We start from the raw sequence: 20,973 nt of genomic DNA on the forward strand, positions 1-20,973 counted from the left end.
GCACCCGGCAGCCTGCGGGAGGTCTTTGCTTCCGGAGGGCGGCAACGAGAGGGTGGAAACGTGGAGACCGCGTTCGTGCTCGGTGGCGGCGGCGTGCTCGGCGCGCACGAGGTGGGGATGCTGCAGGCGCTGGACGAGGCGGGCGTCAGGCCCGACCTCGTGGTCGGCACGTCGGTCGGCGCGCTCAACGGCGTGGTGATCGCGGCCGCCCCGGGCGAGGCGGTGGCCAGGCTGACGGGGCTGTGGCGTTCCGACGTCGTCCGTACGGCGTTCGCCGGGTCGTGGATGGCCCGGCTGTCGACGCTGGCCAGGACCGGCACCCACCTGCACCCGATGGGGCCGCTCAGGGACGTCCTCAGTGAGACGGTACGGGTCTCCCGGATCGAGGATCTGGAGGTGCCGTTCCAGTGCGTGGCGGCGTCGGTCGAGCGGGCGGCGGCGCACTGGTTCACCAGCGGGCCGCTGGTCGAGGCGGTGCTGGCGTCGTGCGCCGTGCCCGGGCTGCTGCCGCCCGTCGTGATCGGCGGCGAGCACTTCTACGACGGCGGGCTGGTGCACAGCATCCCCGTCGGGCGGGCCGTGCAACTCGGGGCCAAGCGCGTGTACGTGCTGCACGTCGGGCGGATCGAGCGGCCGCTGTCACCGCCCAGGCGGTTCTGGGAGGTGGGGATGGTGGCGTTCGAGATCGCGCGGCGGCACCGCTTCGCCGAGGACATGGCGAGTCTGCCGCCCGGGGTTGAGGTGCACGTGCTGCCCGCCGGGGTGACCGAGCCGCTCTCGCCGCTGCGTTATCGCAACCTGTCGCAGATCGCGGCCTGCATCGAGCGGGCCTACGAGGCGTCTTCCCGCTACCTGGGCGACGGAGGAGGATGAGAGGGAGACCGTCTAGGGAGGCCGCGTTGCTCCCACCACGCATCCTGCGCCGGATCGTCCTGGCTCCGCTGGTCATCGTGGTGACCGTGTTCATGCTGGTCACTCTGCCGTTCTGGCTCCTGGTCACGGCCGCCGCCTCGCTCCGCCTGCCGCCGCCACAGCGGAGGGGGCTCAGGTTCGTGTGGTTCGCGGTGGCGTGGCTGACGCTGGAGTCGGCGGTGCTGATCGCGTGCCTGTGGTTGTGGGTGGCGGGCGGGGCCCGGCGCCAGGAGCGGCACTACGACCTGATCAGGTGGTTCCTGGCCAAGGTGTACGCCGCCGCGGTGCGGATCTTCCGGCTCACCCTGGACGTGCAGGAGCCGGAGCCGACCGAGGAGGAGCGGGCCGCCCGGCTGACCCGGCCGGTCATCGTGTTGTCCCGGCACGCCGGCCCCGGCGACTCCTTCCTGCTGATCTATCACCTCCTGGCCCTCTACCGGCGGCGGCCCCGCATCGTCATGAAGGCGGCGCTCCAGTACGACCCCTCGCTCGACGTGGTGATCAACCGGCTGCCGAACGCGTTCGTGCCCCGCACGTCCGGGCAGCAGGGCGTCATCGAGGAGATCCGGCGGCTGGCCGCGACGATGGGCGACCAGGACGCCCTGGTGATCTTCCCGGAGGGCGGCAACTTCACCCCGCGCCGCCGTCGGCTGGCCATCAGGCGGCTGGAGGAGAAGGGGCTGGCCAAGGAGGCGGAGCGGGCCCGCGGCATGGACCACCTGCTGCCGCCCCGTCCGAGCGGCGCCATCGCCGCCATCGACGCCTGCCCGTCGGCGGACGTCGTCTTCGTCGCGCACACCGGGCTCGACGACCTGGTCACGCTCGGGGACGTCTGGCGCAAGCTGCCCTTCAGCGCGCACATCACCGCCAAGTGGTGGCGGGTGCCCGCCGCCCAGGTGCCGCGCACCCGCGAGGAGCGCGTGCGCTGGTTGTACGACCACTGGGAGCAGATCGACGCCTGGATCAGCGCCCAACGGCTCCTGGTGGGAGAAAAGGGACCTCAGGCGGGCCGTGCTGGATGAGGCGGAGCAGCGCGTCCGTGTCGAGGTGCCGCTCCACGAGATCGCCGAGCGCGTCCAGCCGCTCTTCCCTGAGCGCGGCGAAGTCCGTGCCGGGATCCGGGACGAAGTCGCGCCCGGCCCGGTCGGCCACGTCGGCGAGGAACGCGCGGCGGAACGCGTCGTTCTCGAGAGCCCCGTGCCACGTGGTCCCCCACACGTCACCGACCCGGCAACCGTCGAGGAACGGCTCGCCGCCCTCCACCGTGGCCCGGCCGTGGTGGATCTCGTACGCGCGCACCGGGTGCCCGTAGGCGCTGCCCTCCGGCCGGGCGAGCCGTTTCTCCCCCTCGAACGCGACCCGTACCGGAAGCATCCCCAGTCCTTCGACCGTGCCCGCTCCCGACTCGACGTGGTCGACGATCTCGCGCCCGAGCATCTGGAACCCGCCGCAGATCCCGAGCACGGGGCCCTTCCTGGCGGCGATCGCCGCGGCCAGCCCCCGCGCGCGCAGCCAGGCCAGGTCGTGCACCGTGGCCCGCGATCCGGGCAGCACCACCAGGTCGGCGTCGTCCAGCTCGACCGGCTCCGTCACGAAACGCACCAGGACGCCGGGCTCGGCGGCCAGCGCGTCCAGATCGGTGAAGTTGGAGATCCGCGGCAGCCGCACCACCGCCACCCGCAGCGTCTGCCTGCCGTGCGGGGCGCGGGCGGCGACCTGGCGGCCGTCCAGGGCCAGGGAGTCCTCGACGTCCAGCCAGAGGCCGTCGAGCCAGGGCAGCACGCCGTACACCGTGCGCCCGGTCAGCCGCGTCAGCATGTCGAGCCCGGGCTCCAGCAGCTCCTTCGCGCCGCGGAACTTGTTCACCACGAATCCGGAAATGTGGGATTGGTCCTCGGCGTCCAGGAGGCCCACCGTGCCGTAGAAGGCGGCGAACACCCCTCCCCTGTCGATGTCGCCCACCACGATGACCGGCAGGCCGGCGGCCCTGGCCAGGCCCATGTTGGCGATGTCGCCGCGACGCAGGTTGATCTCGGCCGGACTGCCCGCGCCCTCGCACACCACCACGTCGTACCGCTCGCGCAGCCGGCCGAGCGCGTCCAGCGCCGCGGTCCGCAGCATGTCCCTGAGCGCGCCGTACTCCATCGCGTCCACGTCCGCCACAGGGCGGCCCCTGAGAACGACCTGACTGCGGCGGTCGCTGCCGGGTTTGAGGAGGATGGGGTTCATGTCCGCCACGGGCTCCAGGCCCGCGGCTTGCGCCTGCATCGCCTGGGCCCGGCCGATCTCGGCGCCCTCGGCGGTGACGTACGAGTTGAGCGACATGTTCTGGGCCTTGAAGGGCGCGACGCGCACGCCCTGGCGGGCCAGCCAGCGGCAGATGCCGGCGGTGACCACGCTCTTGCCCGCGTCCGACGTGGTGCCCGCGACCAGCAATCCCCCGGTGACCATGGGATCACCGTACCGGGATCGGACTTACCGCGAAATTTCCCAAAACCACCCATTTACGGATGCTGTGACTTGTGCCACTCTGTCTAGAACATTCCCCTAGAACTCAATTCTAGATTTCGCTATGGAAAGGGTGGGCATGGTCGGGACCTTGGGTTCGCCGCGTATCGGCGGCATCGACGTGAGCTCCCGGGCGCCGTTCGGATGGGCGCCACTGGTGGTCCTCTTCATCGTCGGCTTCGTGGACCGGATCGAGCACAATCTGCTCTCGGGCGTGCTCCCGGCCGTGCAGCAGGAGTGGGGCTTCAGCGACACCGCCGCCGGGTCGATCCCGACGGCCGCCGCTCTGGCCGCGGCGGTCGTGGCGCTGCCCGCCGGCTATCTCGCCGATCGGCTCAGCCGCACCCGGATCATCACCGTGGTGGTCTTCGTCTGGGCGATCGCCACGCTCGGGTCGGGGCTGGCCACGGGTTTCGTCATGTTCTACCTGATGCGCGTGCTGCTGGCGGCGGCCGAGAACATCGACAATCCCGCCTCCGGCAGCCTCCTCGCCGATTACTACCCGCCGGTCAGCCGGGCGAAGGCGTACGGGCTCACGCGGGTCACCACCTACCTCGGCGGCGTCGGCACCCTGCTCGGCGGGGTGCTGGCGGAGGCGTTCTCGTGGCGTACGGCGTTCCTCGTCATGGTGGTGCCCGGCGTGCTCACGGCCCTGCTCGTCTGGATGTTGCGCGAACCGCGCCGCGGCGAGCTCGACCGGCTGGTGGCGACGGGCGACGTCACGGCGACCGCCACGGCGACCGCCACGGCGACCGTCACCGAGCCCGTCACGGGGCCTGTCACGGGGCCTGTCACGGGGCCTGTCACGGGGCCTGTCACGGAGCCGGGCGCGCAGCCTGTCATCAGGCCTGCCGGGACACCCCCGTTCTGGCGGCAGGTCCGTCAGGTGGCCGCCATCCCCACCCTGGTCTCCGTCTGCGTGGGCCTGTCCCTGCTCACCCTCGGCCTGGCCGGGATCTTCTACTGGCTGCCCACGTTCATGGTGCGGACCCTCGGCCTCGGCACAGCCGCGGCCGGCTCGCTGAGCGGCCTCATCACGGTCGCCGGCACGCTGACCGGCACCTTGGTCGGCTCGTGGCTGGGCAGGAAGTGGCACGGCACCCGCAAGGGCGGCCGGCTGCTGGCCGGTGGCAGCGGCATCACGGCCGGGTCGCTGGTGCTGGCGGGGGCGCTGGGCATGGAGTCGATCGCCGCGATGACCGCCCTGGTCCTGCTCGCCTGCTCGCTGATGTCCATCGCCATCCCGAACATGACGGCCTGCCTGGCGGACGTGGTCCCGGCTGCCGCGCGTGGCCTCGGCTTCGCCGTCCTGCAGCTGCTCATCACGGTCGGCGGCGCCTTCGGCTCCCTGGTCGTCGGCATCGCCTCGGACCGGCTCGGGTCCCTGTCGGCCGGCATGTACATCCTGGTGGTCCCGATGGTCGTGGGCGGCCTGCTCACGCTCGGGGCGCGGGCGTCGTTCGAGCGCGACGCCCGCAAGGTCATGGAGGAGGCCGCCCGCGGCTGAGCCTGCGGGCGGCCTCCCCCTACGCGGTGTCAGCCCTGCGGGCCGGGGCGATGCCGGTCGTGCTCCCGCGGCCGGCCGTCCTGTCCGCTGCTTCGCCCCCACCCGAGCGGCCGGGACAATCACGGAACGTCCGGACGCCACATCCGGCTGCGTAGATCGCGGCCGCGGATCACCTGGATCCGATACGGCTCGAGACGCAGGACGCGCAGCTCCGGGTCGGCCGGCGAGCGCCAGAAGGCGCCCAGGTCGTACCCGGCTCCGCGGGGGCTGGTCTTGCGGTAGAGGTCCCAGACATGGCGCTTCACCTCCAGGTCCTCTACCCATGCCGCCACGGTGTCGATGGCGACCGAGTTGTTGTCCGGTCGCCAGTAGGAAAAGCTCGCGTGCGGGTTCGCGGCGAGATGGGCGGCCTTGACCGGGGTTCTGTAGGTCGCCAGCCAGCCGAGCGGATGGCCGTCCGCCTGCTCCCACACGGGGATGAGCACCCTGGTGCGGGGGCGGTTGCGGGCGTCGACCGTGACCATGGTGGCGTACACGGTCGTGCCGACGTAGGCGTCGAACTCGCCCTCGATCTCGGCGAAGGACTTCACGGTGGCGGTCATCGGGCGATCCCTTGGGTCGGTTCCTCTTTGTAACTGACCGCATCATCGGTCACCGTGACCGCGTCACGGAAGACGGCACTTCAAAGGCACTCGGTTACCGCGCGATAACCGCATCACCCACTCGACCCGCCGGGGGCCGCGCTTGACCTGCTGGGACGGGTTTGGGCGGGCCGCCGCGAGGCAGGGGGTCCTTGTGACTGTCACGCTCGCGCTGGCGGGTGACACGATGCTCGGCCGCGGTGTGGCCGACGAGCTGGCCGTGTCCACGGATCCGGACACGTACCTGTCGGACGGCGTCCGCGCGCACCTGGCCGAGGCCGACGCGGTCGTGCTGAACCTCGAATGTTGCATCTCCGACCGTGGCACCCCGTGGCTCTCGCCGGGGAAACCGTTCTTCTTCCGCGCCCCGCCGCAGGCCGCGGACCTGCTCGCCGAGGTCGGCGTCAGCTGCGTCACGCTGGCCAACAACCACGCGCTCGACTACGGCTACGACGCCTTGCTGGACACCCGGGCACATCTGGACCGTGTGGAGGTCCACGCGGTGGGCGCGGGCGCCGACGAGCAACAGGCGCGGCAGCCGGTCGTCCTCGCCGTGCGGGGGCTGCGCATCGGCGTCATCGCCGCGACCGACCATCCGCTGGACTACGCGGCCACCCCCGACCGGCCCGGCGTGGCCTACGTGGACCTGCACTCCGGCGTGCCGTCCTGGTTGACGGACGGGGTGGCCGCGCTGCGTGCGGAAGCGGACGCCGTGCTGGTCACCCCCCATTGGGGCCCCAACATGACGCCCGGTCCGCTCGCCTACATCCGCGCGGCCGCCGACACCCTGGTCGAGGCCGGGGCGAGCCTGGTCGCCGGCCACTCCGCGCACGTGGTGCACGGCGTCGCGCCGCCGGTCCTGTACGACATGGGCGACTTCCTCGACGACTACATCGTGGATCCCGAGCTGCGTAACGACCTGTCGTTCCTGTTCCTCGTGACGGTCGACGAGCTCGGCCCGGTGCGGCTGCGTGCCGTGCCGCTCAAGCTCGAGTACGCCCGTACCGTGCTGGCCGACGGCGAGGAACGCGCCTGGCTGGGCCGGCGTTTCGCCAGCGCGTGCGCGGACTTCGGGGCCACCGCCACGTGGGAGGACGGCCTCCTGATCGCGGACATGCGGTGATTGGAGTGCCTTTGTCCAGCCCGGGTAGGTTTTAGCTGGGGAAACGGGAAAAGTCCCGTTATCGCGATGGGAGGTGATGTCACCGATGACCCGCGAAATGGAGAGTCATCCCGACATCATCCGTATGCGGGAAAGGTACGACGACGCCGCAGCCAATCCGGCAGTTCAACTGGCGGACGGGCTGACCCTGCTGGCCGGACTGTTCCTGGCGCTGTCGCCATGGATCGTGGGATTCGTCAATCTCGGATCGCTCACGATGAACAATCTGGTCACCGGGCTCGCCGTGGCGCTGCTGTCGCTGGGCTTCAGCTCGGCCTTCGGCCGCACGTACGGCATCGCCTGGACCGCCCCGCTCATCGGCCTCTGGACCATAGTGGCCCCGTGGCTGATCCGGGGGGAGGCCGCCACTGCCGGGGCGATCACCACCAACGTGATCGTCGGCGCGGTCATCGCCGTCCTCGGCCTGATCACCGTGGGCATGGGCATGACGAGGAAGAGGCGGTGAGAAAAAAGTCCGGGCCGGACGATCTCCGGCCCGGCCCTGTGGACACTCAACGGCGGGCGAACCTGGCCGTCCAGGGACCGGCAAGATCGATCTCCTCCCAGGTCAGCATGTAGGGCGGGAGCCGCAGGTCCTTGTGCACGACCACCACCTGCGCCGGGCCTTCCAACGCCTGGCGGATGCGGGTCGGCAGTCGCTCCGCGAACCGCTGGATGACGCCTTGGGAGTCGCAGCCGAGCAGGTAACCGATCTGCACGCCGTTCTCCCCGTAGATCAGGCACGGCGGCCGTACGCCCAGACTGCGTAGTTCCGCCGCGGCCCGGCCGATGTCGTCCCTGCCGTGACGGTTGCCGGCCCCCATCCCGTAGGCATACGCACCCTGGAGGACCAGGTGCGCCAGCAGACCGGCGATCACCGCCACCGCGATGGGGCGGCGCAGGCGCAGCCCCGCGACCGCCGCCTCCGCCACCGGCAGCGACAACAACGCGTAGGCCGGCGTCAAAAAACGCGGCGCAGCGTAGTCCACATAGAACAGGTACGGCAGCGCCATCGCCACGCCGGTGCCCGCGGCCAGCAACATCGGAGCCAGCCGGTGTTCCCGCCAAGCCGCCCACAGGCCGAGCGCGGCCATCATGGGGATGGCCAGCCACCAGATGAGCGCCACCGGGGAGACCGGACCGCAGTCCGTGCCGAACCGGCACAACGTGGGGCCGTCCAGCGCCCTGGCGTGCTCGACGAACGACACGCTCCATCCCATGGCGTTGTGCTCACTCGCGTCCCGCAGCCGGGTCGCGAACCCGCCGAAGCGCGCCTGCGCCTCGATCGCCCACTGACCCCACCCCACGCCGAGACCGGCCACGAGGGCGGCCAGCGTGACCACCCGGCGGCGACGCACCATGGCCAGCGCCCCGGCGGCCAGGACGACCGCGGCGACCAGCGCGTCGGACGGACGCATCAACGACATGACGGCCAGCGAGCCCGCCAGCCCCACCGGCGCCAGCCGGGAACGCTCGGCCAGGACGACGAAACCGGTGGCCGCGACGGCGGCCAGCGCCACGTACAGGTTCGGCATGGCCTGGTTGCCGTAGAACAACGTGAGCCAGCAGCCGGCGAACAGCAGGGCGGCCAGCGGCACCACGTGATCGGCCCGCACCCGCAGCCACACGGAGAACGCGCCGAACAGGGCCGCCGCCGAGACCACCGTCAGATACAGGCGCAGCATGACCACCGAATCGGTCACCGCCACCACCGGCGCGACCAGGAGCGGCACGCCCTGCGCCCGTGGGGCGCTGAACACGGCAGGCGGCGCGTGCGGGGCGACCTGGCTGGCGTACACGGCCTCGTCCCAGCCGATGCCCAGGCTCGGCGAGACCAGCAGCACTTGTGCCACGCCGTACAGGGCGCTCACACACGCCAGCAGCACGACCGGGCGCACGGAGGGCCTACGGGCGGCAAGGGCCGTGCCCGGACGCGGGACAGTCACCGCGGCCGAACGACGCCATACGTTCACGACAACCCCCAAAAGGGGGCCTGTACGGACGTATCCGCTGGTCACAACGCATTCCCCGGACGGCCCCACCACTGATCTGCATTCTGCTGGGTAGGACTGCCCTGAAAATCCCATCCTTCTTCTCAGGGAGGCGAAAAGAATGGGCACAACGCAACGCAAGACCGTTCAGGACGTGATGCACCAGGGGGCGGAGTGCATCGGCGCGAACGACAGCCTGCGCAGGGCGTCGGAGATGATGCGCGACCTCGGGGTCGGCGCATTGCCGATCTGCGGTGACGACGACCGGCTCAAGGGCATCATCACCGACCGCGACATCGTGATCAAGTGCTGTGCCGAGGGCAAGGACCTCGACCGGACAACGGCGGGCGAGCTCGCCCATGGGCTGGTCTGGGTCGACGCCCACAGCAGCGTCGAAGAGGCGCTGCAGAAGATGGAGAAGCACCAGATCAAGCGCCTGCCGGTGATCGACAACCACCGGATCGTCGGCATGGTCAGCGAGTCGGACCTGGCGAAGGAACTGCCGGACAACAAGCTCGCCGAGTTCGTCCACCGGGTCTACGCGCCGTCGTGACACCGAGGTGCACCAGCACGTTCATCAACGGGTTGGTGCGCCCCGCAACCCCCCACTCCCCGAGCGCGGCCGCGCGCCTGGAGTGGTGAAGAGGCCCACGCGCTCGGTCTCCAGGGGAGAGGGGCGTCCCAGGATGGAGCGGCGCTCTGTCCCGTGACGAGGAAGCGCGGTCGTCCAGCGGGACGGCGCCCTCCAGCCATCGGCGCGGAGGACGCGGGCCCTAGTGAGCCCTAGTGAGGAGTCCTCCCGAGCAGCTCGTGAGCCCTGGGCGCGTGATCCGAGTCGACGAGGACCTCGTATTTGTCGGCGACCAGCCCCGCCTCCGAGACGAAGTCGCGATGGCCGCCCTGGACCGCGTGCGCGATCAGGCCGAAGATCGCTCCAGCCACGGCGCCCCAGAGCAGACCCCACAGCACCACGGCCATCAGCGACATGGCCGTGGCCGTGAAGATCCCCAAGAACAGGCCGACGAGCAGTCCGAACCAGGCTCCGCTCAGCGCGCCCCAGCCCGCCGCGCGCAGGTAGGTCATGCGGGCGACGACCTGCTCGACGGAGCGCAGTCCTACACCCACGATGAGCGTTCCCTTGACGGGGAACCCGTGGTCGGACAGATAGTCGACGGTCTTCTGGGCTTCCTGGTAGCTGCGATAGGTCGCGATCGGCTCCTTGTTGGTGGTGATGAGATTCGACGACGCCATGTGGGACACGGCTCCTCCTCTCCTCCCCATGCGAGGGCATGCGGAGACGTCCCGTGCCTGCAGTTCCGACCCTGCTCCTGGCCTTTCCTGGCCACATCCCCCAGACGTGTAGTCAGTCCCGTCTTCCGTCCTGTGCCCGGCCGGGGTCGACCCGCCCCTGCGCCACCGCGAGGCGGGCGAGTTCGACGCGGGAGTTGATGCTCAGCTTCCGGTAGACCTGTCGCAGATGGAACGTGACCGTGTGCACGCTGATGAACATCTGCTCGGCGATCTGCCGGTTCGTCCACCCGTCCACGACCAGCAGCGAAACGGTGTACTCGGTCTCGGTGAGGCTGTCCCAGCCGGAGGCCGGCCGTTTGGCGGAGTTCCAGTGCCGGTGGCGCACCCCCATGCCGCGCAACCGCTGCCGGATGCGGGCCGCGTCCCTGGCGGATCCCGTCTCGACGTACGCCGCGAGGGCACGGTCCAGGCTTCTCACCGCCTCCTCACGCTGCCCGGCCGCGTCGAGCGCCACACCGAGATCCTCCTCGGCCGAGGCCCGCGCCCATGCGTCCGCGGCCTGCTCGGCGGCACGTGCGAGAGCGTCACGATCGCCGTCGAGCAGGCCCCGGACGTGCGCGGCGGACGCGGCCAGCGCGGGAAACCGCGGGCTGGCCCGGCTGAGGGCGTCCGCCGCGGCGGCGACGGACTCCGCCGCGGACCGGTCGTCCGCGGCGAGCGCGACCCTGACCAGCCACGGTGCCGCCGTGGGCTCCATGGCGAGTGACAGCGACCAGGAGAGGCCGGTGAGCAGAGGCATCGCACTGTGCGGGCCGTCTTTGGCCTCCGTGATCCGCGCGGCCAGCAACGCGTGGCGGGTACGTGTCTCCAGCGACCCTTCGGGCGGGTCCGCGACATGTCGCCTCGCCTCGCGCAGGTCGCCACGCCGCAGCGCGACGGCGGCGAGCACGGCGGCGGCCTCCGCGGCCGACAGGGGCGTGTCCAGCGCGCCGGCGAGATCCAGCGCGCGCTCGGCCTCGCCGGACGCGCCGTCAAGCCGTCCCTCGGCCAGTTCGGCGCGGGCCTCCACCGCCGACGCGTCCGCGGCCCAGGCCAGATGGCCGTTGGCGAACATCTCTTTGCGTGCCTGCCGGAGCATGGCCCTGGCCTCGTCGAGCCGGCGCACGTCCGTGAGCAGGGCGGCGGTGAGGAGGCACACCTCGTAGCGGCGCCGCTCGGGCCCGCCCACGCCGGCCGGCCGGCGGGCGTCCTCCGTCAGCCGGCGGGCGTCCTCGGCCAGCGCCAGCGCGTCCCCGAACCGGCCTTCCTCCCGTGCGGCCGTGGCGAGGGCGATCAGCGCGGCGGCCGTGGCCGCGGGACCGTGCCGGGACCGCTCCTCGACCACCTCGTTCGCGTACGCCGCCGCGGCGCCGCCGCTTCGCCGCCGCGTGACGGCGTACAGCCGCACGAGGATGGCCCGGTCGCGGACGTGCTGGGGCAGACCGGGGACGGCCAGCACCGTCTCGGCCTCCCTGACGGCCTCCTCACCCCGCCCGGTCAGGTACATGATCTCCGCGAGCAGGGATCGCAGCTCGGCCATCCCGGTCACCGAGCCGTGATCCGCGAGGCGTCTCCTGACCACCCGTTCGGCCTCCCGTAGCCGCCCTTCGGCGATCGTGGACTCCATGTCGGCGACGGTGGGGCCCGCCCCGGTGGCCGCCTCCTCGATCACGCCGACCTGCTCCAGCAGCGCCCGCCGCACAGGTGGCGGGACCCACGTGGCGACGACGTCGCCGACGAGTTCGTGGCGGAAGGCGAGGCCGTGCGCGGTCACGACGAGGACGCCCGCCGCCGTGGACTCCTCCATCGCCGGGAGCAACGCGGCCGGCGTGGTGCCCAGCAGCGACGCGGCGTGCTCGAACGACAGTGAGCCACCGAACACCGCGGCCGTCTCCACCAGGCTCCTGGACTCCGCGCCCAGAGGGTCGATCCAGCTCCGCACCACGGCTCGCGGCCGGGCGGGCAGGGGCGTGCCCGGCCCCGCTGTCCCGAGCAGGCCTTCGTCGCGCAGTCCGGCGAGCAGCTCGATGATCAGCAGCGGATTGCCGCCGGCGGCGGCCACGAGCGTCTGCGTGGCCGTGTCCGGACGTTCGCCGAGGATGTCGGCGGCCAGCGCCGTGGCGGCGTCCGGGGAGAGCGGGGCGAGGGTGGTCCGCACGGCTCCATGCCGCTCCAGCAGGTCGAACAGCGCGGCCGCCGGGCCGTCCCGCACCGCGGTCGAGCGGCTCAGCAACCAGCCGACGGGCCGGCCGGCGAGCAGGTCGTGCAGGGTGTGGAGGGTCTTGAGCGTCGCCGGGTCCGCGCGGTGCAGGTCGTCGAGCACGGCCAGGACCGGCGCCCTGGCGTCGAAGGCCGCCACCAGCCGGTCCAGCAGCCTCGTTACCGAGCCCACCGGGACGTCGTCCGCGGGCTCGGCGCCCAGGTCGAGAGCCTGGAGCAGCACGCCGCACGGGACGAGCTCGCCCAGCTCCGCCACGCCGGCCTGGACCACGGAGATTCCCCGTGCGGACGCGGTGGCGGCGGCCTCGGCGAGCAGCCGGCTCCTTCCCGCGCCCGGCTCGCCGTCGACCAGGAGGGCCCCGCCGCGGCGTCGCAGCGTGCGCAGCAGGCCGTCGACGTGGCGCCACTCCCGTTCGCGTCCCCGCATCTCGCTGCCTCCGATGAAGCGCTTTCCTGGACCGGGACGGGGAAATCTCATGCCTCTCAAGATCTTTCGCACCGGGCTGGCCTACGTGGCTTCACTGCGGCGGAACGAATCAGGGCTCGCGGTCGGAGCGGGCGGCGACCCGGTCCCGCTGGAAGGTGGCGTACAACCACCAGAGCGACGGCAGCAGCAACACCGCGCCCACGGCCAGGGAGCCCAGGCTGGCCGCCAGGACCGCATCGGTGGCTGCGGCGTCGGCGAGGGAGACCCCGGGCAGCAGGGACGGGTACTGGCCGACGCCCCATCCCCACAGCAGGCCCGTCACGGCGAGCGCGGCGGTGACCCGTACGGCGAGGTAGGCGCGCCGCCACAGCAGCACCAGCGAGGCCAGCCCTGCCACGACGGACAACACCAGCAGCGGAAGGGCGCGGCCGGAGGTGATCTCGGCGAACAGGGCGGGCGCGTCGGCACGCAGCACGAGCAGCCCGGCGGCGGACAACACCCCCACGACCGCGCCGCAGCCCAAGGCCCGCCGCCGGAAGGCGTGCACCAGGTCGGCGTCCCCGGCGCGCTGGGCGTCCCGGGTCAGGTAGACGGCGGCCAGGTACGCGGCGGTGCCGACGGCCAGCGCGCCCGCCGCCAGCGACGTGGGGTTGACCCAGCTGCCCACCAGGTCGCCCTTGGCGATGCCCGGCGGCACCCGGCCCGACGCGATGGCCCCGGCCGCCGTGCCGAGGAAGAACGGCGTGGCGACGGAGGAGAAGGCGAACGTGGCGCCGAACAGCCGCTGCTGCCACAGCTCGGTGGAGACCTTGCGGAAGGCGAACGCGGCGCCGCGCGCGATGATGCCCAGGGCCGCCAGCGTCAGCGGGATGTAGAGGGTGGAGGCTATCGCGGCGAACACGGACGGGATGCCGGTCCACATCAGCACGATGACGAAGATCAGCCAGACGTGGTTGGCCTCCCAGACGGGGCCGATGGAGTGCTCGACCAGCGCCCGCTGCCGCCGGCCCTTCGCCGCACCGCCGGCCAGCAGGTCCCAGATCCCGCCGCCGAAGTCGGCGCCGCCGAACAACACGTACGCGGTCAGCCCGACCCACAGGACGGCCAGCATGATCTCCGGCAGCGGCATGGTCACACGACCTTGTAATCGGTGACGTCACGCTCCTGCGGCGCGATCGGCACGGGGACGTCGCGGGCCAGGCGGCGCAGCACGTAGACCGTGGCCACGGTGAGCGCCACGTAGACCGCGGTCACCAGGACGAAGCCGTACACCAGGCCGGGCGCCGGGTTGACCGCCTCGGACGTGCGCATCACGCGGTACACGATCCACGGTTGCCTGCCCACCTCGGTGACGATCCAGCCGGCCTCCAGCGCCACCACCGCGGCCACACCCGACCACGCCGTCGCACGCAGGAACCAGGGCGAACTCGGCAGGTCACGCCGTCGTTTCCAGGACAGCGCCAGCCAGACCGCCAGGACCAGGAGGGCGAGACCCAGCCCCACCATGATCTGGAACGCCCAGTGCACGACGTTGACCGGTGGCCGGTCGGCCGGCGGCACCTCGTTGAGCCCGCGGATCTCGGCGTTCGGATCCCAGTGGGCCAGCAGCGACAGCCCGTAGGGGATCTCCAGCGCGTACCGCAACTCGCCGTCGATCTCGATGCCGCCCAGATGGAGCGGGACCCCGCGCGCCGTCTCGAACACGCCCTCCATGGCGGCGAGCTTGATCGGCTGGTTGTCCGCGACGGTGTGCGCGGCCCAGTCGCCGACGCCGATCTGCACGGGGGTGACGATCGCCGCGACGGTCATCGGGAGCAGCAGGCCGAGCCGGTGGTACCGATCACGCCGGCCGCGCAGCATGGCGACGGCGTACACGCTCGCCATGAGGAACCCGGCGACCATGAACGCGGCCAGGATCATGTGGACGGTCATCGCCGGCGCCGACGGGTTGAACATGGCCGCCCACGGGTCCACCGCGACAATGCGGCCCTTCTCGGCCCGGAAACCCACCGGCTGCTGCATCCAGGCGTTGGCGCAGACGACGAAGAACGCGCTGGCGACCCCCGCCAGCACGATCGGGATGCCGGACAGCAGGTGCGCCGTCGGCGGCATGCGGTCCCAGGCGTACAGGTAAATGCCGAGGAAGATGGCCTCGATGAAGAACGCGATGCCTTCCAGCGAGAACGGCAGCCCGATGACCTCGCCGTAGACGCCCATCAGCCCCGGCCACAGCAGCCCCATCTCGAACGACAGGATCGTCCCCGACACCGCGCCGACCGCGAACAACACGCCCATCGCCCGCGCCCAGCGGCGGGCCAGCAGCCGGTAATGGACGTCGCCCGTGCGGTGGCCGCGCCACTCCGCGAGCAACGTGATGGCCGGCATGCCGACGCCCAGGCAGGCGACGACGATGTGCCAGCCGAGCGACAGAGCCATCTGCATTCTGGCCGCGCCGAGGTCGGCGACGGCGGCGTCCACCACGTGAATGATCATCCCGGTTCCTGCTCACCGTGGCGACGCGTAAGGCCGCACGCGACTTTGTCGCCATTTTCACATCAATCAAATGATGAGGCGAATACATCGGCCTCGAGATGGCTGCTGGAAAGCCTATTCTTCTCCAATCTTCCTGCCATGAAAAACCTGGAGAACAAAGTCGCCGTCATCACCGGCGCGGCGAGCGGCATCGGGCGTGGATCCTCGGCCATCGCCCGTCTTGTGTCCTGGCGTGGTCAACACGAACATCTTCAATTCCCGCGCAACCGGCCCGCCCGCTTTCCCGATGCCGGCCCGTTTCCGAGCGGCTGATCCGTGGACGCCGCCCGGCAGGGCTTCGCACTCGGCCTCAGCCCGCCGGTCGCGCAGTTGATCGGCGGTCTGGACAACCCTTCGCCCGGCATGATCACAATGGGAGGTTGTTCGCTTCCTTCTCCGCACGGAGGGTCGCTCATGAACGTCCGCAACCCGGTCACCGGCCGGATCGAGCGGCCGCTCGCGCCCGTCCCGCCCGACCGGCTGGCCGGCGTCGCGGCCGAGCTGCGCATGATGGCCCCGGCCTGGCGGGACGCCGACCGTGGCACGCTGCTGTCGCGGTTCGGGGCCGCGCTCGCCGCCGACGACGAGCTGCTGGCCGCGCTGGTGGCCGACACCGGCAGGGTGGCGGAGTCGTTGCTGGAGCGGCAGATCGTGGCCGGGCTCATCGACCGGTGGGTACGCCAGGCGCCCGCGCTGCTGGCGCCGCCCGCCGAGTTCCCCGCCTCGCTGCCCGGCGTGCACGTCGGCGGGGATCTGGTGCCGTACGAGCTGGTCGGGGCGATCACCCCGTGGAACTTCCCGCTGCTGCTCGGCCTCATCGACGCCGTGCCGGCGCTGGCCGCCGGGTGCGCGGTGGTGGTGAAGCCGAGTGAGGTGACGCCCAGGTTCATCGAGCCGCTCATGCGGCTGGTGCCCGACGGGTTGCCGCTGCGGGTCGTGGAGGGCGACGGGGCGACGGGTTCGGCGCTGGTGGACCTGGTGGACGCCGTGGTGTTCACCGGCAGCGTGCCGACCGGGCGGCTGGTGGCGCAGGCCGCCGCCCGCGCGTTCGTGCCCGCGTACCTGGAGCTCGGTGGCAAGGACCCGGCGATCGTGCTGGCCGGCGCGGACCTCGACCGGGCGACGTCGGCGATCCTGTGGGGCGGCACCGCCAACGCCGGGCAGTCCTGCCAGTCCATCGAACGCGTCTACGTGGCGCGGGAGGTCCACGACGAGTTCCTGACGCTGCTCGCGGACAAGGCCGCCCAGGTGGGCCTGACCTGCGAGGGTGGGCCGATCGGCCCGATCATCGCGCCGGAGCAGCCCGATGTGCTCGCCGCGCACCTCGCCGACGCCGTGGCCAAGGGAGCGGTCGTGCACACGGGCGGGGAGATCGAGCGGCACGGCGGCGGCCACTGGTGCCGCCCGACCGTGTTGTCCGGGGTCGATCACACGATGCTGGTGATGACGGAGGAGACGTTCGGCCCGCTGCTGCCCGTCATGGCCGTGGACGGGCCGGACGAGGCGGTCGCGCTGGCCAACGACTCGGTGTACGGGCTGTCGGCCGCCGTATTCGCCGCCACGGAGGAGGAGGCCAGAGCCGTGGCGGCCCGGCTGCACGCCGGGGCGGTCAGCGTCAACGACGCCTCGCTGACCGCGCTCGTGCACGAAGGCGAGAAACACTCCTTCCGGCTGTCCGGGCTCGGCGGCTCCCGCATGGGTCCCGCCTCCATCAGCCGGTTCCTGCGCCGCCGGGCCTTCCTGGTCAACCGATCCGACGCCGCCGACCCGTGGTGGCATGCGACGAAGGAGTAACCGGATGGGACTGCGGGCGGACATGCCGCTGCTGGCCCGGCACGAGGGCGAGTGGGCGGGCGAATACCGGCACCTCGGCCGCGACGGGACCCTGCTCGACCGGCACCGCGTCCAGATGACCTGCCGCATCGTCGGCGACGCCGCCTATCACCAGGTCAACCGCTACACCTGGGACGACGGGCGCACCGAGGTGCACGAGTTCCCCGGCACCTATCTCGGCGGCGGGCGGTGCGGGTTCGACACCGAGCGGCTCACGGGCGTGTTCTGGGAGGTGGACGACAGCACGATCTACCTCACCTGGCAGTACAAGGGGCAGCCGCTCCGGTTGTACGAGATGATCGTGCTGAGCGAGGACGGCAGGTCGCGCAGCCGGGTCTGGCAGTGGCTGGAGGACGGCGTGTGCGTGCGGCGCACCCTGATCGACGAGAGGCGCGTGGGATGACGGCGTTCACCGCGCTGGCGCTGCAGGTGCGGACCCAGTCCATCAACGGGGCCGCCGATCCGCGGGCCGAGATCCGTGCCGCGATCGAGCGCATCGGCGCGCAGGTCGGCGGCTCGAAGGCGTGGCTCGGGCCCGGCCTGCGGCTGGTGGTGCTGTCCGAGTACGTGCTGACCGGGTTCCCGATGCGGGAGAGCTTCGCCGAGTGGCGCGAGCAGGCCGCGCTCGATCCCGGCGGCCCGGAGTACCGGGCGCTCGCCGGGATCGCCGTCACGCACGACGTGTACCTGTGCGTGAACGCCTACGAGCGTGACGAGCACTTCCCCGAGCTGTACTTCCAGGCGTCGGTGATCCTCTCTCCAGCCGGGAAGACGGTGTTGCGGTACCGCAGGCTGCACTCGATGTTCACGCCGACCCCGTACGACGTGTGGGGCGACTACGTGGAGATCTACGGCATGGACGGCGTGCTGCCGGTGGCCCGCACCGAGATCGGCAACCTGGCGGTGCTGGCCTCGGAGGAGATCCTGATGCCGGAGCTGGCCCGCGCGCTGGCGTTGCGCGGCGCGGAGGTGTTCTGCCACCCCACCTCCGAGGCGTCGTCCCCGGCGCTGACGCCCAAGGCGATCGCCCGCCGGGCCCGAGCGGTGGAGAACCTCGCCTACGTGGTGTCGGCCAACACCGGCGGCCTGTCCGGCATCGCCATCCCCGGCGACTCGACCAACGGCGGCTCCGAGCTGATCGACCACGAGGGGCGGGTGCTCGCGCAGGCAGGCGCGGGCGAGTCGCTGGTCGCCGCGGCCGAGCTCGACCTCACCGTCCTGCGCCGGGCTCGGCGGCGGCCCGGCATGGCCAACCTGCCGAGCCGGGTGAAAACCGGGTTGTGGGCCGAGGAGTACGCCAGGCACGACGGCGAGCGCCCTGGCGGGCTGGCCTCCGGCACCAGGGACCGCGCGTGGTTCCGCACCCGGCAGGCCGAGACGATCAAGCGGCTGTACGGCTAACCGCGGGCGCCGCGGTGCCAGGACAACAGCAGCCGCTCGACCCCCAGGAACGCGGTGTTGAGCGCGATGCCGAGCAGCCCGAGCAGCACGATCACGGCCCACATGGCGGGGATGTCGAACTGGCTCTGCGCCTCCAGCATGCGGTGGCCGATGCCTTCGCTGCTGCCGACCAGCTCCGAGATGATCATCATGATCAGCGCCAGGGACACGCTCAGCCGCAGCCCGGCGAAGATCTTCGGGGCGGCGGCGGGCAGGATGATCCTTGTGAGCCGCTGCCAGGCGCTCAGCCGGTAGACGGCGCCGGTCTCGATGTACTGGAGGTCGACGTGGCGGGCGCCGTCCATGGAGTTGATCAGCACCGGCCAGATGACGCCGTACACGATCGAGGCGAGCTCCATCGGGGTGCCGATCTTGAACAGCAGCAGGAAGACCGGCAGCAGCGTCGCGGGCGGCACCGACCTGCCGAAGTGCACCAGCGGTTCCACCAGCGCCGACAGCAGGTACGAGCGGCCGAGCGCGACCCCCGCCAGCACGCCGGCCGCGCACGCGATGCCCCAGCCGGCGAACAACCGGCCCAGGCTCGGCAGCAGGTCGGCGACGGCCTCGTCGGTCAGGAACATCCGCCAGAGCGGCCCGGAGAACCACATCTCGTGCAACCGGGCCGCGATGCGCGACGGCGGCGGGAAATAGGCGGCCTGCGCAGAGCGGGTGGCCAGCTCCCAGGCGATGACGGCCACGGGCAGCGGCCAATACCGCGCCGGCCGCTGCCAGGGCGAACGCCGGGTCATGCGGCCTCCCCCGTACGGGCCCGGTGCCAGCGGAACACGCGCCGCTCGGCGGCCGTGAACAGCAGGTTGGCGGCCAGCCCGATGAGGCCGGCCCACACGACGGCCGCGAACACCCGATCGGCCCGGTTCGCGCTGCCCGCCAGCGACTGGAACGCGCCGATCCCGCCCCCGCCCGGCGCCAGCAGTTCCACGCTCACCGCCACGATGAGGGTGACGGACACGGCAATGCGCACGCCGGTGGCGATGAACGGCGCCGCGCTCGGCAGGCTCACCCGCAGCACCACCGCCAGCGGGCCGAAGCCGAAGCTCCGCAGCGTGTCCTTGGCCAGCGGGTCGACGTCGCTCAGGCCGTACAGCGTGTTGATCAGCACCGGCCACGAGCAGGTGTAGAAGATCAGCGCCGTCTTGGCGTCGTGGCTGTCCGGGAAGACGAACACGGCCACCGGGATCAGCGACACCGACGGGATCGGCCGCAGGAACTCCACCAGGGGCCGCGTCGAGCGCTCCAGGAACGGCACCGTGCCGAGCAGCAGCCCCGCGGGCACGGCCACCGCGATGGCGATCGCCAGCCCGTTCAGGCAGGCCGCCAGCGTGGCCAGCACGTCGGCGCGGAACTGCTCCTCCGCCGGCAGCCGCGCCGCCGTCGCCAGCACATCCGACATGTACGGCATCACGTCGGGAACGAGCCCGGCCCGTCCCGCCAGCTCGGAGACGGCGAGGAACCCTATGATGCCGACGGCACCCAGGATCCCCCGCTCCAGGCGCCCGCCGGTCATCCGCTCATCGGCGCGAACAGCTGCGCCGCGTCCACCTTCGCCTTGAGGTAGCCGTAGCCGTGCAGCAGATCGGCCAGCTTCTGCACGCCGGCCTTGTCGGCCTGCAACGAGAACGTGCCGAGTGTCATGGCCGCCGCCGCGTCCGCCGGGATCTGCGTGTACGTCGGCACGACCTCGTCGATCGCCTTGCGGTCGGAGCCGGCGATCTGCTGGGCCTTGGCCAGCGCACGGTGCAGGGCGGCGGCCGTCTTCGGGTTCTTGGCCAGCCAGTCCTCGCTCACGCCCCACCCGTCGATCGGCACGCCGGCCGTGACGCCGCTGGTCGTGTCGATGATCTGGGTGGCGCCGCCCTTCTTGGCGGCGGTCAGGAACGGCTCCACCAGCCAGGCCGCGTCTACCTTGCCGGAGGACAGCGCGCTGAGCTGGTCGGCGAACGGCACGGGGACGTATTTGGCGTCCTCCGGCTTGAGCCCCGCCTCCTGCAGGTGGGCGTTGGTCAGCGTCTGCCCGAGCGCCTTCAGCACGTTGACCGCGATCGTCTTGCCCTTGAGGTCGGCGGCCGTCTTGATCGGCGAGTCCTTGGCCACCACGACGCCGGCCACATTCGGGGCGGCCTCCTGGCTGTGCTGGAAGAGCTTCAGTTTGGCCGCGCCCGAGTCATTGATGGCCATCAGTGACACATAGCTGGTCAAGAAGGCGTCCATGCTGCCGTTGAGGATCTTCGGCATGACCGCCTGCGGCGCCTGGATGATCTCGGTCTTGACGGTCAGCCCTTCCTCCTTGAAGAAGCCCCGCTTCTCCGCGATGAACAACGGCGCCGACGACGGCACCGGCACCACGCCGATCAAGAGCTGTGTCTTCTCCAAGCCGCCGCTGGACGCGGTGCCGCCCGTGCCGGCCTCGCCCCCTCCTCCGCACGCGCTCAATGTCAGCGCGACCGCCACACCCGCGACGACGATCCTGACCAGCTTCATGCCACTGCCTT

Annotated in this window: 20 protein-coding genes; 10 read left to right on the plus strand and 10 right to left on the minus strand. The window is 71.6% G+C overall.

Features of this window, described 5'->3' with window-relative positions; genetic code table 11:
- Nucleotides 1–60: 60 nt before the first annotated feature.
- Nucleotides 61–873 carry a patatin-like phospholipase family protein gene (locus tag EDD27_RS31330; protein ID WP_127935585.1) on the plus strand — a complete coding sequence of 271 codons (813 nt, stop codon included), beginning with the start codon at nucleotides 61–63 and terminating at the stop codon, nucleotides 871–873.
- Nucleotides 874–899: 26 nt separating this feature from the next.
- Nucleotides 900–1,934: a 1-acyl-sn-glycerol-3-phosphate acyltransferase gene (locus EDD27_RS31335; protein WP_127935586.1), complete on the plus strand. Its 1,035-nt coding sequence runs from the start codon at nucleotides 900–902 to the stop codon at nucleotides 1,932–1,934.
- On the opposite strand, the gene EDD27_RS31340 is transcribed toward EDD27_RS31335, so the two are convergent.
- On the minus strand, nucleotides 1,876–3,363 hold the full coding sequence (locus tag EDD27_RS31340; RefSeq protein ID WP_127935587.1) for a cobyric acid synthase: 1,488 nt from the start codon (nucleotides 3,361–3,363) through the stop codon (nucleotides 1,876–1,878). The two genes, EDD27_RS31335 and EDD27_RS31340, sit on opposite strands and share 59 nt — an antisense overlap.
- A 148-nt stretch (nucleotides 3,364–3,511) precedes the next feature.
- Here EDD27_RS31340 and EDD27_RS31345 point away from each other — a divergent pair, with 148 nt between their 5' ends.
- Nucleotides 3,512–4,927, plus strand: coding sequence for an MFS transporter (locus tag EDD27_RS31345; RefSeq protein WP_241564354.1), 1,416 nt, complete (start codon nucleotides 3,512–3,514; stop codon nucleotides 4,925–4,927).
- A gap of 119 nt (nucleotides 4,928–5,046) precedes the next feature.
- Here the strand turns inward: EDD27_RS31345 and EDD27_RS31350 are convergent, their stop codons facing one another.
- Complete coding sequence (locus EDD27_RS31350; protein ID WP_127935589.1) at nucleotides 5,047–5,529, minus strand: pyridoxamine 5'-phosphate oxidase family protein; 483 nt, start codon at nucleotides 5,527–5,529, stop codon at nucleotides 5,047–5,049.
- Nucleotides 5,530–5,722: 193 nt separating this feature from the next.
- Between EDD27_RS31350 and EDD27_RS31355 the strand changes: the two genes are divergently transcribed.
- Nucleotides 5,723–6,691, plus strand: a complete 969-nt coding sequence (locus tag EDD27_RS31355) for a CapA family protein (RefSeq protein ID WP_127935590.1) — start codon at nucleotides 5,723–5,725, stop codon at nucleotides 6,689–6,691.
- Nucleotides 6,692–6,776: 85 nt separating this feature from the next.
- On the plus strand, nucleotides 6,777–7,196 hold the full coding sequence (locus EDD27_RS31360) for an SPW repeat protein (protein WP_206641733.1): 420 nt from the start codon (nucleotides 6,777–6,779) through the stop codon (nucleotides 7,194–7,196).
- 46 nt (nucleotides 7,197–7,242) lie between these two features.
- Here EDD27_RS31360 and EDD27_RS31365 read toward each other — a convergent pair whose 3' ends face one another.
- On the minus strand, nucleotides 7,243–8,628 hold the full coding sequence (locus EDD27_RS31365) for a hypothetical protein (RefSeq protein WP_127935592.1): 1,386 nt from the start codon (nucleotides 8,626–8,628) through the stop codon (nucleotides 7,243–7,245).
- Nucleotides 8,629–8,842: 214 nt separating this feature from the next.
- On the opposite strand from EDD27_RS31365, the gene EDD27_RS31370 reads away from it, so the two are divergent.
- Entirely contained in the window at nucleotides 8,843–9,274 is a 432-nt protein-coding gene (locus EDD27_RS31370; RefSeq protein WP_127935593.1) for a CBS domain-containing protein, read from the plus strand.
- Between the two features lie 230 nt (nucleotides 9,275–9,504).
- On the opposite strand, the gene EDD27_RS31375 is transcribed toward EDD27_RS31370, so the two are convergent.
- The 4 genes from EDD27_RS31375 to EDD27_RS31390 form a co-directional block, all read right to left on the minus strand.
- Nucleotides 9,505–9,972 carry a general stress protein gene (locus tag EDD27_RS31375; protein ID WP_127935594.1) on the minus strand — a complete coding sequence of 156 codons (468 nt, stop codon included), beginning with the start codon at nucleotides 9,970–9,972 and terminating at the stop codon, nucleotides 9,505–9,507.
- Nucleotides 9,973–10,084: 112 nt separating this feature from the next.
- Nucleotides 10,085–12,709 carry a helix-turn-helix transcriptional regulator gene (locus EDD27_RS31380; protein WP_127935595.1) on the minus strand — a complete coding sequence of 875 codons (2,625 nt, stop codon included), beginning with the start codon at nucleotides 12,707–12,709 and terminating at the stop codon, nucleotides 10,085–10,087.
- Between the two features lie 58 nt (nucleotides 12,710–12,767).
- Nucleotides 12,768–13,787, minus strand: a complete 1,020-nt coding sequence (locus EDD27_RS31385; RefSeq protein ID WP_127941080.1) for a cytochrome d ubiquinol oxidase subunit II — start codon at nucleotides 13,785–13,787, stop codon at nucleotides 12,768–12,770.
- Between the two features lie 2 nt (nucleotides 13,788–13,789).
- Nucleotides 13,790–15,151 carry a cytochrome ubiquinol oxidase subunit I gene (locus EDD27_RS31390; RefSeq protein ID WP_127935596.1) on the minus strand — a complete coding sequence of 454 codons (1,362 nt, stop codon included), beginning with the start codon at nucleotides 15,149–15,151 and terminating at the stop codon, nucleotides 13,790–13,792.
- A 138-nt stretch (nucleotides 15,152–15,289) separates the two neighbouring features.
- Between EDD27_RS31390 and EDD27_RS54660 the strand changes: the two genes are divergently transcribed.
- From EDD27_RS54660 to EDD27_RS31405, 4 genes are all read left to right on the plus strand, one after another.
- Entirely contained in the window at nucleotides 15,290–15,463 is a 174-nt protein-coding gene (locus EDD27_RS54660) for a hypothetical protein (protein ID WP_164903860.1), read from the plus strand.
- A gap of 141 nt (nucleotides 15,464–15,604) precedes the next feature.
- Entirely contained in the window at nucleotides 15,605–16,984 is a 1,380-nt protein-coding gene (locus EDD27_RS31395; RefSeq protein ID WP_127935597.1) for an aldehyde dehydrogenase family protein, read from the plus strand.
- Between the two features lie 4 nt (nucleotides 16,985–16,988).
- The gene (locus tag EDD27_RS31400; protein ID WP_206641734.1) at nucleotides 16,989–17,426 is read left to right on the plus strand and encodes a hypothetical protein; all 438 of its coding nucleotides are present in this window, start codon (nucleotides 16,989–16,991) and stop codon (nucleotides 17,424–17,426) included.
- Entirely contained in the window at nucleotides 17,423–18,424 is a 1,002-nt protein-coding gene (locus tag EDD27_RS31405) for a nitrilase-related carbon-nitrogen hydrolase (protein ID WP_127935598.1), read from the plus strand. Before EDD27_RS31400 ends, EDD27_RS31405 begins: the two co-directional genes overlap by 4 nt.
- Here the strand turns inward: EDD27_RS31405 and EDD27_RS31410 are convergent.
- The 3 genes from EDD27_RS31410 to EDD27_RS31420 are packed head-to-tail and all read right to left on the minus strand — an operon-like array spanning nucleotide 18,421 to nucleotide 20,962.
- The gene (locus tag EDD27_RS31410; protein ID WP_127935599.1) at nucleotides 18,421–19,212 is read right to left on the minus strand and encodes an ABC transporter permease; all 792 of its coding nucleotides are present in this window, start codon (nucleotides 19,210–19,212) and stop codon (nucleotides 18,421–18,423) included. The two genes, EDD27_RS31405 and EDD27_RS31410, sit on opposite strands and share 4 nt — an antisense overlap.
- Complete coding sequence (locus EDD27_RS31415) at nucleotides 19,209–19,988, minus strand: ABC transporter permease (protein WP_127935600.1); 780 nt, start codon at nucleotides 19,986–19,988, stop codon at nucleotides 19,209–19,211. Before EDD27_RS31415 ends, EDD27_RS31410 begins: the two co-directional genes overlap by 4 nt.
- Entirely contained in the window at nucleotides 19,985–20,962 is a 978-nt protein-coding gene (locus tag EDD27_RS31420) for an ABC transporter substrate-binding protein (protein ID WP_127935601.1), read from the minus strand. The genes EDD27_RS31415 and EDD27_RS31420 overlap by 4 nt, the downstream gene beginning before the upstream one ends.
- Between the last annotated feature and the right edge of the window lie 11 nt (nucleotides 20,963–20,973).

This window comes from Nonomuraea polychroma (assembly GCF_004011505.1).
Lineage (GTDB): Bacteria > Actinomycetota > Actinomycetes > Streptosporangiales > Streptosporangiaceae > Nonomuraea > Nonomuraea polychroma.